Annotated in this window: 12 protein-coding genes; 7 read left to right on the top strand and 5 right to left on the bottom strand. The window is 64.8% G+C overall.

Features of this window, described 5'->3' with window-relative positions:
- Positions 1–401 precede the first annotated feature (401 nt).
- Entirely contained in the window at positions 402–854 is a 453-nt protein-coding gene (locus tag L6D89_RS24435) for a universal stress protein (RefSeq protein ID WP_236171760.1), read from the top strand.
- A 79-nt stretch (positions 855–933) separates the two neighbouring features.
- Here the strand turns inward: L6D89_RS24435 and L6D89_RS24430 are convergent, their stop codons facing one another.
- Positions 934–2,592: a phosphoethanolamine transferase gene (locus L6D89_RS24430; protein ID WP_236201464.1), complete on the bottom strand. Its 1,659-nt coding sequence runs from the start codon at positions 2,590–2,592 to the stop codon at positions 934–936.
- A gap of 297 nt (positions 2,593–2,889) precedes the next feature.
- Between L6D89_RS24430 and L6D89_RS24425 the strand changes: the two genes are divergently transcribed.
- On the top strand, positions 2,890–5,052 hold the full coding sequence (locus L6D89_RS24425) for a putative bifunctional diguanylate cyclase/phosphodiesterase (RefSeq protein WP_236201463.1): 2,163 nt from the start codon (positions 2,890–2,892) through the stop codon (positions 5,050–5,052).
- A 14-nt stretch (positions 5,053–5,066) separates the two neighbouring features.
- Here the strand turns inward: L6D89_RS24425 and L6D89_RS24420 are convergent, their stop codons facing one another.
- Positions 5,067–5,858: a hydroxypyruvate isomerase family protein gene (locus L6D89_RS24420; RefSeq protein WP_236201462.1), complete on the bottom strand. Its 792-nt coding sequence runs from the start codon at positions 5,856–5,858 to the stop codon at positions 5,067–5,069.
- A complete protein-coding gene (locus tag L6D89_RS24415) occupies positions 5,855–6,754 on the bottom strand; it encodes an NAD(P)-dependent oxidoreductase (RefSeq protein ID WP_236201461.1) in 900 nt (299 codons plus the stop codon). The genes L6D89_RS24420 and L6D89_RS24415 overlap by 4 nt, the downstream gene beginning before the upstream one ends.
- A gap of 165 nt (positions 6,755–6,919) precedes the next feature.
- Here L6D89_RS24415 and L6D89_RS24410 point away from each other — a divergent pair, with 165 nt between their 5' ends.
- From L6D89_RS24410 to phnE, 4 genes are read left to right on the top strand one after another with little or no spacing between them, the layout of a single operon-like run.
- Complete coding sequence (locus tag L6D89_RS24410; protein ID WP_054907404.1) at positions 6,920–7,777, top strand: putative selenate ABC transporter substrate-binding protein; 858 nt, start codon at positions 6,920–6,922, stop codon at positions 7,775–7,777.
- Positions 7,774–8,580: a phosphonate ABC transporter ATP-binding protein gene (locus L6D89_RS24405; protein WP_236201460.1), complete on the top strand. Its 807-nt coding sequence runs from the start codon at positions 7,774–7,776 to the stop codon at positions 8,578–8,580. Before L6D89_RS24410 ends, L6D89_RS24405 begins: the two co-directional genes overlap by 4 nt.
- Positions 8,574–9,416, top strand: a complete 843-nt coding sequence (locus L6D89_RS24400; protein WP_236201459.1) for a PhnE/PtxC family ABC transporter permease — start codon at positions 8,574–8,576, stop codon at positions 9,414–9,416. The genes L6D89_RS24405 and L6D89_RS24400 overlap by 7 nt, the downstream gene beginning before the upstream one ends.
- On the top strand, positions 9,413–10,183 hold the full coding sequence (gene phnE, locus L6D89_RS24395; protein ID WP_236201458.1) for a phosphonate ABC transporter, permease protein PhnE: 771 nt from the start codon (positions 9,413–9,415) through the stop codon (positions 10,181–10,183). Before L6D89_RS24400 ends, phnE begins: the two co-directional genes overlap by 4 nt.
- 88 nt (positions 10,184–10,271) lie before the next feature.
- Here phnE and L6D89_RS24390 read toward each other — a convergent pair whose 3' ends face one another.
- Together L6D89_RS24390 and L6D89_RS24385 are read right to left on the bottom strand one after the other, a co-directional pair.
- Complete coding sequence (locus L6D89_RS24390; protein WP_236171777.1) at positions 10,272–10,637, bottom strand: DUF5064 family protein; 366 nt, start codon at positions 10,635–10,637, stop codon at positions 10,272–10,274.
- Between the two features lie 66 nt (positions 10,638–10,703).
- A complete protein-coding gene (locus L6D89_RS24385) occupies positions 10,704–11,021 on the bottom strand; it encodes a DUF2288 domain-containing protein (RefSeq protein WP_236171779.1) in 318 nt (105 codons plus the stop codon).
- Between the two features lie 309 nt (positions 11,022–11,330).
- Between L6D89_RS24385 and L6D89_RS24380 the strand changes: the two genes are divergently transcribed.
- Positions 11,331–12,452, top strand: a complete 1,122-nt coding sequence (locus L6D89_RS24380) for a branched-chain amino acid ABC transporter substrate-binding protein (protein ID WP_236201457.1) — start codon at positions 11,331–11,333, stop codon at positions 12,450–12,452.
- Positions 12,453–12,505 lie beyond the last annotated feature (53 nt).

Genomic DNA, 12,505 nt, shown 5'->3' with positions numbered 1-12,505 from the left:
CTCGGGAAGCCCGTGCCGATGCTTTCCCCTCACCCCAGCCCTCTCCCGGGGGAGAGGGAGCAGTCCGTACCGGCTGATACCCAAGATTCATCCCGCACCGAACGGTCCCCTCTCCCCTTGGGAGAGGGCCAGGGTGAGGGACGGCCCAAGCGCAGAGGTATCTCGTAGGAGCGAACTCCGTCCGCAATGTCGAATCGGCGGCTCCGTGGGCAAGACAGGCGCGTGGATGACACGATCGCGGACGAAGTCCGCTCCTACGCTCCGTGAGACTGAAACACCGCGTTACGCCGCTCTATTCCCGGCACGTTCGGGCACACCGTCTACCATTGACGCTGCGCAAGGGAATCTCGCCCTCGGGGGGATAGAGTTTTCTTACCAAGCCACTCATTGAGGAACACATCATGTACGAGCGCATTCTGGTAGCGGTGGACGGCAGCCCGGTTTCCGACCGTGCCCTGGTCGAAGCGGCCAAGCTGGCCCAACTCAGCGGCGGCGAGCTGCGTGTCGTCACCATCGTCGACAGCCCCCTGCGGCATCTGCCCGACTACGCCGTGTACTACAACCCGGAACCGCTGCGCGAAGCCGCGCTGAAGGCCGCCGATGACATTCTCGGCAAGGCGAAGGAGAAGATTGCCGAATACCCGGTGAAGTCCAGTTTCGAGCGGGTCTGCCAGGAACGCGCCAGCGAGGAAATCGCCGAGCGCATCGAAATCGAGGCCGAAGCCTCCAAGGCCGACATCATCGTCATGGGCACCCACGGTCGCCGTGGTGTACGCCGCCTGATGCTGGGCAGCGTCGCCGAGGGCCTGCTGCGCGTCAGCAACCGCCCGGTGCTGCTGGTCCGCGAGAAGTAACAAGCTGCACAAAGACAAAAGGCCCTGCGGCGAAAGCCGCAGGGCCTTTTTCATGGCCGCGGTTCAGGTCATCGCCGGCTCACTGGGCGGCAGTCATATCGCGCTTGCATGAGTGGAAGATGTCCAGGTCCGGCTGGTACAGGCTGGTATGCACGCCGTACAGACCGAGCACCGAGTGGAACAGGTTGTCATGGCTCAGCTCGGTGCCACCGGCTTTTTTCTCCAGGCAGCCACGATCGACACCCATGCCACCCAATGCGCCATTGCCGAACCACATCACCATGGGCACGTGGGTCTGCGCTTGCGGTGCGATGGCATAGGGCGCGGCGTGCAGATACACGCCGTTCTCACCCAGCGACTCGCCATGGTCGGAGACGTAGAGCATCGAGGTGTCGAAGCGCTCTTCGTTGTGCTTGAGCAGTTCCACCACCTTGGACAGGAAGAAGTCGGTGTAGAGAATGGTGTTGTCGTAGACGTTCACCAGCTCCTCACTGCTGCAGCTGCCCAGCTGGTTGGTGCGGCACACCGGAGTGAAGCGCTCCAGGGTCTTGGGATAGCGGTCGTAGTATTCCGGACCATGGCTGCCATCGGCATGCAGGACGATGATGGCGTTGTCCTTCAGACCGTCGATATAGGCCTGCAAGTCCTGCAGCAGAGCCTCATCCAGGCAGTTCTTGCCGTCACAGAAGGGACCGGGCTGGGTCTTGGGAATGTCGCGGTTGGGCACGCGCAGGCAGGTGCCCTTGCAGTCGCTGTTGTTGTCCAGCCAGAGCACCGAAACGCCGACGCGCTGGAGGATGTCGAGCAGCCCCTGGTTGGTCTTGCCCTTCTTGTCGCTGTAGTCCTCGCGGGGGAACTTGGAGAACATGCAGGGCACCGATACCGCCGTGGAAGTGCCGCAGGAACTGACATTGGTGAAGTTGATGATGTCCAGCTTCTTCAGTTCCGGGTTGGTGTCGCGGGCGTATCCGTTGAGGGAGAAGTGATCCGCTCGGGCAGTTTCACCCACCACGAAGATCATCAGCGACTTGCGACCGTCAGCGCTCACCTTGCGCGGCATCACCGCGTCCTCTCCGATCGGCTGCACCACCAGGTTTTCCTTGATGCCCAGGCGCTGCTTGGTGAACTTGCTCACCGCATAGATGTAGTTGGTCGGGTTGATGAAGTGGGTCAGCTTCTCTTCCTGGCGGAACACCGGGGCGTAGGTAGAGTAGAAGGCTCCCACGCAGACGGCGACCACCACCAGGCAACCGAGGATCACCAGCACCTTGTTCAGCAGGCCGCGGAAGAACGGTCGATAGCTTACCGGCGTCAGCCAGATGATCGCTGCCGGCAGGACGCCCAGCACCAGCAGGTAGCCGACCATGCGCGCGCTGAACAACGCAGTGGCCTCGCCGGGGTTGGTCTCGATGACGTTCTGCACCATCACGGTATCGATCACGACACCGTAGGAGTTCATGAAATACGCCGCTGCCGCTGAGACCAGCGCCACCAGGGTAAGCACCGGCTTGAGCAGCGGACGGAAGGACACCAGCGTCAGCAGCAGGGTGAAGGCTGCCCAGAGGAAGAAAGCGAAAGACGCGAAGAACGCCACGCCCCAGAGGCCTTCCATGGGAACCAGACTGTTCAACGCCCGCCAGGTGGCGAAGTTGTAGAACAGCACCAGTGCCAGCGAGAACAGCAGGACCAGCCGCGTGGAGCTGACCTGGGGGAAGAGGCGGCGCTTGCCCTCGGACATCGAGCGCACTCCTTACATCGATAGTCGGATAGGAATTGGGATAGCCGACCCTCGCCGGCCGGCGGCGCAACTCTAGCGGGCAGTTAGTCAAAAAAGTGTCAAGTTGGCTACAAGCTTTCGGCCAGTGGTCGGATCTGCGATCGCCTGGACAGATGGCACTACCGTACATCGTTTGGTGTTAATCAGTTTGTCGGAAAGGCCGTCGCGACCTTGCGAGCCACGGGCGACTTCCTAGACTCACATCAAAGTGATATCAATTCGCCCACTACCTCCCCCGACATCCGGAGCATCCCGCCCATGGACTGGCAGAAGGACGCCTTACCCGATGCTGTGCTGCTGGAGTGTTCCCACAACCCCGGGCTGGTCCTGCTGGCCATCCTCATCGCCTGCGTCGCCAGCTTCGTCGCCCTGAACATAACCGCACGGATGGTCCGCGCGCCGCAACACGCCCATCGCTGGCAGTGGGTCGGCGGCATCTGCCTGGGCAGCGGCATCTGGTCGATGCACTTCGTCGCCATGCTGGCCTTCCATTCGTCGGTGCCGTTGCACTTCTCCGGTGGCCTGACGCTGCTCTCGCTGCTCATTGCCATCGCCATCTGCATCATTGCCATGCGCCTGCTCGCCCACGCCGGGCTGAGCCCGATGCAATACCTGCTCGCCGCCTGCTGCATCGGCGCCAGCATCGCCGGCATGCACTACACCGGCATGGCTGCCATCGAGGCGCCGCCGATGCAGCACTATGACCCGCTGCTGGTGGCCCTCTCGGTACTGATGGCGGTGCTGGTGGCCTTCGTCGCACTGGTACTGGCGCCGGTACTCAATCGCCAGCCGGCCCGGCGCCAGTGGGTCTACCAGATTCTCGCCAGCCTGCTGCTGGGCGGTGCCATTTCCAGCATGCACTTCACCGGCATGGCCGCCCTGACCCTGACCCTGCCCAGTTGGGTAGCGCCGGTGGCGGACCTGGGGCGCAACAACGCCATCCAGCTCGGCCTGATGGTCGGCCTGCTGGCGCTGGCGGTGGTGCTGGCCGGGCTCTGGGCGGCGTGGATCGAGGACAGCCTGGAAAGCAAGGAAAGCGAGCTGAGCCGGGTCAATGCCCTGCTCAACCAGTTGGACAACGCCAACGCCTCGCTGCAGAAACTGGCGCGCTTCGATGGCCTCACCGGCCTGCATAACCGCAACGCCCTCAACGACGAGTTCGAGGCCCGCCTGCAACGCAACCGCCAGAAGGGCCAGGGCATGGCGGTGATCCTGCTGGACCTGGATCACTTCAAACGGGTCAACGACTCCCTCGGCCATGCCGCCGGCGACGAGTTGCTGTGCATCGTCTCCGAGCGAATCCGCAGCGCGCTGCGCAGCACCGATCTGCTGGCACGCTTTGGCGGCGACGAATTCTGCATCCTCGCCGATCTGGGTGAGGACCATGAGGCGCGCATTCTCGCGCAGCGTCTGATGCAGCGCATGAAGGAGCCGATCAGCACCGCCGGGCGCAACCTGGTGATGACCATGAGCGTGGGCATCAGCCTGTTCCCCAACGACGGTGAGCAACCCGAAGAGCTGCTCAAGCATGCCGACCTGGCGCTGTACCAGTCCAAGGGCAACGGCCGCAACGCCACCCACTTCTTCAGCCCGCACCTGAAGACCAAGGCGACCCAGGAACTGCAGCTGGAAGAGGAACTGCGCAAGGCGTTGTGGGATGACGAGCTGGTGCTCTATTACCAGCCGATCCTGCGCATCGGCCACGGCGAAGTGGAGCAGCTCGAAGCCCTGGTGCGCTGGAAACACCCGACCCACGGCCTGCTGGCGCCGGATCGGTTCATTGGCCTGGCGACCGCCAACGGCCTGATCGGCGCACTGGATGCCTGGGTGATGCGCCGCGCCTGCCAGGATCTGCGCCGCCTGCATGATCTGGGCTACTCGGACCTGCGGGTGGCAGTGAACTGCTGCGCCAGCAACCTGGGCCGCGAAGGGCTGGTCGATGAAGTCCAGCAGACCCTCGAGGACACGGGCCTCGCCGCGCACTACCTGGAAATGGAAGTCACCGAGAACGCCGTGATGTCCAACATCAGCCAGGCCATCCCGCTGCTCAACCGCCTGCGCGACCTCGGCGTAAGCCTGTCGATCGACGATTTCGGCACCGGCTACTCGTCGTTGTCCTACCTGCGCCAGCTGCCGCTGGATGCGCTGAAGGTGGACCGCTCCTTCATCCGCGACGTGCCGCAATCACGCCGCGACAGCGAAATCGCCCAGGCGATCATCGCCATGGCGCAGAAGCTGCACCTGAAGGTGATCGCCGAAGGCGTGGAACATGCGCAGCAACTGGCGTTCCTGCGCGACAACCATTGCGAGCTGGCCCAGGGCTATTTGTTCAGCCGCCCCCTGCCCCTCAGCGCGCTGGTGGAGTTCCTCGAGGCGTACCGCGAGGACAGCGATTCGGCGCTACTGCGCAGTCAGGCCTGAGACCCGGCGCCGCATCAGAAGTCGAACTTGCCCGCGCGCCAGCGTGGCAACCAGCGCAGGGAGTCGGCGGTGGTGCCGGTGGGACGGTACTCGGCGCCCAGCCAGCCGTCGTAGCCGACATCGTCGAGTACCTGCAGCGGCACCTCGAACTCCATCTCGCCCGAGCCCGGTTCGCCGCGCTCGGGGTAGTCGGCAAACTGCACGTGCCCGATCTGCCCCATCAGCGCATAGATGCAATCCACCAGTTCCAGGCCCATGCGTGCCATGTGGTAGAGGTCGAGTTGCGCCCGCAGGTTTTCCCGTGCCACGCGCTCGAGCATGTCCTGCAGGTGCTCCGGGGTGTTGAGCAGGAAATCCTTCATGTCATGGCAGTTGATGGCTTCCATCAGCACGTCGGTGCCCGTGCCGGCGAAGGCATCGCAGGTGCTGCGCAGGCGCTCGGCCAGCGTCTGCAGAGCGACCTCACGCTCCTGCCCCTCGACCAGCCGGCCAGCCAGCACGTTGACGTGCTGCGGCCTGGCGATGCGCGCATAGTCCAGCGCCTTGGCCAGCGCCGCCTCGAACTCCGCCGCGCGCTCGGGCACGGCAGCAATTCCCGGCCCGCCCTGCATCAGGTCCCCGGCCGGCAGATTGATCAGCACCAGCGGCATGCCGGCCTGGTCCAGCGCGGCCTTCAGCTCCTGCGCGGGGACGTCGTAGGGGAACTGGATCTCCACGCCCTCGAAACCGGCCTTGGCGGCGGCGTCGATACGCTGCAGCAGCGGGACTTCGGTGAACAGCAGGGACAGGTTGGCGCAGAGTTTCATGCGGGGAATTCCTTCGAAAGACGGTATTGCTCGACCAGGGTAGCCGGGTCGCGTTCAAGATTGCCCTGGCTGCCGTGCAGGCGCATCAGTTGCGCGGCAAGGCCGCTCATGGGCGTGGCCGAGCCTTCCTCGCGGGAAAGCTTCACGGCAGTGTCCAGGTCCTTGAGCAGCGTGCGCACGTGCCACTTCACCGGCTCGAACTGGCTCTGCGCCATCTGCGGAGCCAGGATCTGCAAGGGCTTGGAGTCGGCGAAACCGCCGGCCAGGGCGGGAGCGATCAGGCTGGCATCGACGCCGGATTTCTCCGCCAGCGCCACTACTTCGGCGATCACCAGGGCGTTGCAGGCGACGATCATCTGGTTGCACACCTTGGTCACCTGCCCCGCACCCACATCCCCCATGCGCGTCAGGCGCTGGCCCAGATGGGCGAGGATCGGCCGCACACGCTCGATGTCCTCGACGCGGCCACCGGCCATGATCGCCAGGGTGCCAGCCTCGGCGCCCGGCGTACCGCCGGAAACTGGCGCATCGACCCAGCGCATGCCGGTACGCGCTTCCAGCTCGGCGGCCATCTCGCGGGTGGCGGCTGGTTCCAGGCTGGAGAAATCCACCAGCACCTGGCCGGCGCGGGCGTTTTCGACGATGCCGCCGACGCCGAACACCACTTCACGCACGGCAGCGGTATCGGCCAGGCAGAGCATCACCACCTCGGCCTGGGCGCACAGCTGCGCGGGCGTCTCCACCGCCTGTGCGCCTTCACCGGCAAGCAGCTCGCGCTTGCCGGCAGAACGGTTCCACACGGTCAGCGGAAAACCCGCGGCGAGCAGGCGGCGGGACATGGGCACACCCATCAGGCCGAGGCCGGCGAAGGCAAGGGAGGGGCTGGCGGACGACATGGACGATCTCCGGTACAAGGGCGGGAAAGTACGGGGAGCGGCATTCTAGCAGGCACCATCACTTCCCTGCCGAACCCGGCGTGGTGAAGTCGAAGGCAGCCAAACAGGCGCGCCGCCACTATACTCCCGGAGTTTTTTCCGCCATTGACCCGGAGAACTCTCCCCATGCTCAAACGCACCCTGGCGCTCGCCGCCGGTTTCGCTCTGTCCCTGTCCGCTGTTTTCGCCCACGCCGATACACCGAAGGAACTCAAGGTCTCCGCCATTCCCGACGAAGCCCCGACCGAGCTGCTGCGCAAGTTCAAGCCGCTGGGCGCGTACCTCGAAGAGCAACTGGGCATGCCGGTGAAGTTCATCCCGGTGTCCGACTATGCCGGCGTGGTCGAGGCACTCGCCTCCGATCGCCTCGACATGGCCTGGCTGGGCGGCTTCACCTTCGTCCAGGCGCGCCTGAAGACTGGCAATGCGATTCCGCTGGTACAGCGCGAGCAGGACCAGCAGTTCACCAGCAAATTCATCACCGCCGACCCGAACGTGAAATCGATCCAGGACCTCAAGGGCAAGACCTTCGCCTTCGGCTCGGTATCGTCCACCTCCGGCAGCCTGATGCCGCGCTACTTCATGCAGAAGGACGGCGTGGTGCCCGAGCAGTTCTTCTCCCGCGTGGCCTACTCCGGCGCCCACGACGCCACCGTGGCCTGGGTCCAGGCCGGCAAGGTCGACGCTGGCGTGCTGAACGCCTCGGTCTGGCAGAAGCTGGTGGATAGCGGCAAGGTCGACACCAACAAGGTGAAGGTCTTCGCCACCACCCCGACCTACTACGACTACAACTGGACCGTGCGCGGCAACCTCGATCCGGCCCTGGCCGAGAAGATCAAGAAGGCCTTCCTCGCTCTCGACCCGAGCAAGCCGCGCGACAAGGAAATCCTCGACCTGCAGGCGGCCAGCCGCTTCATCGAGACCCAGCCTGACAACTACAAGGGCATCGAGGAATCGGCGCGCGCCGCCGGCCTGCTGAAGTGACCCTGAAACTGACCGGCGTGGAGCACATCCACGCCAACGGCCAGCGCTCGCTCGCCGGTATCGACCTCAGCGTCGAAACCGGTGAACGGGTGGCGATCATCGGCCCTTCGGGCGCCGGCAAGACCACCCTGCTGCGCATCCTCGCCACCGCACTGAAACCCGCTTCCGGCAACTACGACCTGCTCGGCCTCCAACCCTGGGCCCTGAGTGGTTCCGCACGCCAGCGCCTGCGCTCGCGCGTTGCCCTGGTGCATCAGGCTCCCCCGCTGCCACCGCGCCAGCGCGTAGTCACCGCGGTGCTCGCCGGGAGACTCGGCCAGTGGCCGCTGTGGAAATGCCTGGCGAGCCTGCTCTACCCCCTCGACAGTGCCGGCGCCCGCAGCGAGCTGCAACGCCTGGACCTGGGCGACAAGCTCTTCGAGCGCTGCGACCAGCTGTCCGGTGGCCAACTGCAACGGGTCGGCATCGCCCGTGCGCTGTACCAGCAAGCCGAAGTGCTGCTCGCAGACGAACCCGTCTCGGCCATGGACCCGGTACTCGCCAGCCACACCCTCGGCGTACTGACCCGCGAGGCACAGAATCGTGGCGTGACCTTGCTCGCCAGCCTGCATGCCGTGGACCTGGCGCTGGAGCACTTCCCGCGCATCGTCGGCGTGCGCGATGGCCGCATTGCCTTCGACAAGGCGGCGGGGAGCATCACTGCCGAAGACCTGCGTGCCCTCTACGCCAACGAGCAGCTTGGCCAGCAGGATGCTTCCTCGCCGGTGGGCAAACCGGTGGTGGTGCAGATTCCGCGATGCTGAACCAAGCGCTTGCAAAGAACCCGCCCCGCGACCCGGCGGCGCTGCCGCGCCTGCTGCTCACCCTGCTCGCACTCCTGCTGCTGTGGCCCGGCCTGCAGTTATCCGAGCTGGATATCGCCGGCCTGTTCAGCGGCGACAACGCACGGACCATGGCCAACTTCCTCGGCGGTTTCTGGCCACCGGCCCATGACGAAGAGTTCCTCGCCCTGCTCGGCCGCGCGACCCTGGAAACCCTCGCCATCGCCACCGCCGGCATGGCCCTGGCCTGGTTGATCGCCTTCCCCGCCGCCCTGCTGGCGACCCGCTCGCTGTCGATCTCCGCCCTGCCGCGCGGCGGCCTGCCGGCCTGGTGGGCGCGAGCGCTGCGCTGGCCGGTGCGCGGCCTGCTGATTGTGCTGCGCAGCGTGCCGGAGATCGTCTGGGCGCTGCTGTTCGTCCGCGCGGTGGGCCTGGGCCCCACCGCCGGCGTGCTGGCCATCGCGATCACCTATGGCGGCATGCTCGGCAAGGTCTACGCGGAAATCTTCGAGTCGGTGGACCCACGCCCGACCCGCGCCCTGCTGCTGGCCGGCGGCTCGCGCTTGCAGGCCTTCGCCTACGGCGTGCTGCCTTCGGCGGCATCGGAACTGATCTCCTACACCGTCTACCGCTGGGAATGCGCGATCCGCGCCTCGGTGGTGATGGGCTTCGTCGGCGCCGGAGGCCTCGGCCAGCAGATCGACCTGTCGCTGCGCATGTTCGCCGGTGGTGAAGTGGCGAGCATCCTGCTGACCTTCCTGGTCCTGGTGCTGGGCGCCGATCTGCTCAGCCGCTTCCTCCGCGGGAGGCTCGAATGAGCAGCCTGCTGCGCAGCCTGGGCTGGTTGCTGCTGATCCTGCTCGCCATCGGCTCGTCCTTCGCTTACCTGGAGATGGACAGCGGCGGCCTGTTCGACGCGCGCGGCCTGGGCCAGATGCTCGATTACGGGCGCGACTTCCTCTCGCCGGACCTGAGCGCAACGCATGTCGCGGCAGTCGGGCGCGGTGCCCTGGAAACCCTGGCCATGTCGGCCATTGGCACCTTGCTCGCAGCAGTGCTGGGCATGCTTCTCGCGCTGCCGGCGGCCGGGCGCTTCGGGCGCATCGCGCAGAGCCTGTCGCGGCTACTGCTCAACGCCCTGCGCGCGGTACCGGAGTTGGTCTGGGGCGCACTGATGGTGCTGGCCGCGGGCCTGGGCCCGAACGCCGGCACGCTCGCCCTGGCGCTGCACACCGGTGGCGTGCTCGGCCGGCTGTTCGCCGAGGCGCTGGAAAATACGCCGAGCGCCCCGGCCGAGGCAGTACGCCTGGCTGGTGGCGGGCGCATCGCGGCATTCAGCTACGGCACCCTCCCGGCCGTCTGGCCACAGCTGGTGGCGTACATGCTCTACCGCTGGGAGAACAACATCCGCATGGCCAGCGTGCTCGGCTTCGTCGGCGCGGGAGGCCTGGGGCAGATGCTGTATTTCAGCCTCAGCCTGTTCCAGCAGGCCCAGGCGGCAACGGTGATCATCGCCATGCTGCTCCTGGTGCTCTGTGTCGACAGCCTGAGCGCCTGGGCACGGCAGCGCTGGGTGAGCCAGTAACCTGCAGGAAACGCCTCTGGCGCTGCGGCTGAAATAGTCCACAACAAAAAGCCCGGCACATGGCCGGGCTTTTTATCGAGTACGTCGGTCACGAGTCGCCGTGGATCACCTTGTCCAGGTCGATCGGATCGCCAGGCTGGGTGCCGAGCTTCTGACGGATGTCTTCGAACATCGCGTCGTATTCCTTGTGGTTGCGCACCATCGAGCCGAATCGCGGATGCAGGCCATGCTTCTGCGCGATGCGGGTGGCATCGCTGGCGAAATTGAAGGCCTGTTCCTTGGGCATATCCCATTCTTCGGTGAAGGCATTGCCGTCGATCTCACCTTTCATGATGAAGTGGACGAGGGTGCCCTTTTCCGCATCCTTGCGCACTTCATAGTTGATGTGAGCGTCGATCTCCTGCTGCCCCAGCCCCGGCAGGGACTGGAGATGCAGATGGCCCGGTTCGAACATGGCGAATCTCCTTCTATGGAATCCCGACAGTCTAGCCGGCCTTTGCGAATTGGAAATCGCCCTGCGTCAGTGCACGGATTCTTTTCGAACTCTTTCTTGTACCAGCACCCAGGGCGCGATCACCACCGCCCAGAGTTCCGGGTCACGGTCGAGAAAATCCTGCGCCAGCTTCTCGTCGACCTTGCTCAGGTCACCACTGGCCAGCCAGGCGGCAACCTTCGCCTTGTCGTCTTCGGCCACGCCCATCGCGACCTCCACCAGATCGGCGGAACCCGCGACCTTGAGCAGGTTGCCGCGGGCGAAAAAGGGCGCGAGCTCCTGCCAGGAAATCTTCGCGGTTTCGCCAAGCAACTTGGCATAGAGGGTGCTAGCTTCTTCTGTCATGGATCTCACCTGGTAAACGAACGGCGCCATGATAGCGCCGGGACCGCGCCAGGCAAGGTTCGGACGGCGTTTTCCACGGTGACGGAAAACCTGCGGGGAGAAGTCTGAAGGCGCCGTTTTTCTGTACGTTTGTTTCAATCTTGCGACATGCCCACAGATGGCCAGCCGCCCCCCGCTTTTCAACGGGACAGGCGGCACTCTACACTGTACCGGTACAGTTGCCGGTGGGCCTGTCCGGGGCAATCCCGGTCCGGTAGCCCCTCGGCCACCAGGACTACAAAAACGAAAACACAAGAAGAGTGGAGCACTATGAAAAAGGGTACTCAGCGTCTTTCCCAGCTGTTCACCGCCATGGCCCTGGCCGGCGTTGCCAGCTTCTCCATGGCCGCGGACACCATCAAGATCGCTCTGGCCGGCCCGGTGACCGGCGCAGTCGCCCAGTATGGGGAGATGCAGTTCATTGGCGCGAAGATGGCCATTGAGCAGATCAACAAGGCTGGCGGCGTTGATGGCAAGCAACTCGAAGGCGTGGTCTACGACGACGCTTGCGATCCGAAACAAGCCGTGGCCGTTGCCAACAAGATCGTCAACGATGGCGTCAAGTTCGTCGTTGGCCACCTGTGCTCCAGCTCCACTCAACCGGCTTCGGACATCTACGAAGACGAAGGCGTGCTGATGATCACCGCCGCCTCCACCAGCCCGGACATCACTTCCCGCGGCTACAAGCTGATCTTCCGTACCATCGGTCTGGACAGCCTGCAGGGCCCGACCGCCGGCAAGTTCATCGCCGAGCACATCAAGCCCAAGACCGTGGCCGTGATCCACGACAAGCAGCAGTACGGCGAAGGCATCGCCACTGCAGTGAAGAAGACCCTGGAAGACGCTGGCATCAAGGTCGCCCTGTTCGAAGGCATCAACGCCGGCGACAAGGACTTCTCCGCGATGATTGCCAAGCTCAAGCAGGCCAAGGTCGACTTCGTCTACTACGGCGGCTACCACCCGGAGCTGGGCCTGATCCTCCGCCAGGCTGCCGAGAAAGGCCTGAAAGTCGGCTTCATGGGCCCGGAAGGCGTGGGTAACAAAGAGATCTCCGCCATCGCCGGCCCGGCTTCCGAAGGCCTGTACGTGACCCTGCCGAAGTCCTTCGACCAGGATCCGAAGAACCAGGCCCTGGTTGACGCCTTCAAGGCCAAGAACGAAGACCCGAGCGGTCCGTTCGTGTTCCCGGCCTACGCCGCGGTGCAGGTCATCGCCGAAGGCATCAAGAAAGCCGGCAGCGAGGACACCGACAAGGTAGCCGCCGCTCTGCGCTCCAACACCTTCGCGACCCCGACCGGTGACCTGGCCTTCGACGAGAAGGGCGACCTGAAGAACTTCAACTTCGTGGTCTACCAGTGGCACAAGGACGGCACCAAGACCGAAGCCAAGTAAGCCACCCGCCTCCACACAAAGCCCACTGCCCACGCAGTGGGCTTTGTTTATCC

This window comes from Pseudomonas pseudonitroreducens (assembly GCF_021603645.1).
Taxonomy (GTDB): domain Bacteria; phylum Pseudomonadota; class Gammaproteobacteria; order Pseudomonadales; family Pseudomonadaceae; genus Pseudomonas; species Pseudomonas pseudonitroreducens.
The sequence above is the reverse complement of the archived record's forward strand: the minus strand, read 5'-3'. Positions and strand labels throughout refer to the sequence as shown.

Coding starts and splice junctions, on each gene's coding strand:
- L6D89_RS24435 (WP_236171760.1), top strand. CDS start 402: ATGTACGAGCGCATTCTGGTAGCGGTGGACGGCAGCCCGGTTTCCGAC.
- L6D89_RS24430 (WP_236201464.1), bottom strand. CDS start 2,592: ATGTCCGAGGGCAAGCGCCGCCTCTTCCCCCAGGTCAGCTCCACGCGG.
- L6D89_RS24425 (WP_236201463.1), top strand. CDS start 2,890: ATGGACTGGCAGAAGGACGCCTTACCCGATGCTGTGCTGCTGGAGTGT.
- L6D89_RS24420 (WP_236201462.1), bottom strand. CDS start 5,858: ATGAAACTCTGCGCCAACCTGTCCCTGCTGTTCACCGAAGTCCCGCTG.
- L6D89_RS24415 (WP_236201461.1), bottom strand. CDS start 6,754: ATGTCGTCCGCCAGCCCCTCCCTTGCCTTCGCCGGCCTCGGCCTGATG.
- L6D89_RS24410 (WP_054907404.1), top strand. CDS start 6,920: ATGCTCAAACGCACCCTGGCGCTCGCCGCCGGTTTCGCTCTGTCCCTG.
- L6D89_RS24400 (WP_236201459.1), top strand. CDS start 8,574: ATGCTGAACCAAGCGCTTGCAAAGAACCCGCCCCGCGACCCGGCGGCG.
- phnE (WP_236201458.1), top strand. CDS start 9,413: ATGAGCAGCCTGCTGCGCAGCCTGGGCTGGTTGCTGCTGATCCTGCTC.
- L6D89_RS24390 (WP_236171777.1), bottom strand. CDS start 10,637: ATGTTCGAACCGGGCCATCTGCATCTCCAGTCCCTGCCGGGGCTGGGG.
- L6D89_RS24385 (WP_236171779.1), bottom strand. CDS start 11,021: ATGACAGAAGAAGCTAGCACCCTCTATGCCAAGTTGCTTGGCGAAACC.
- L6D89_RS24380 (WP_236201457.1), top strand. CDS start 11,331: ATGAAAAAGGGTACTCAGCGTCTTTCCCAGCTGTTCACCGCCATGGCC.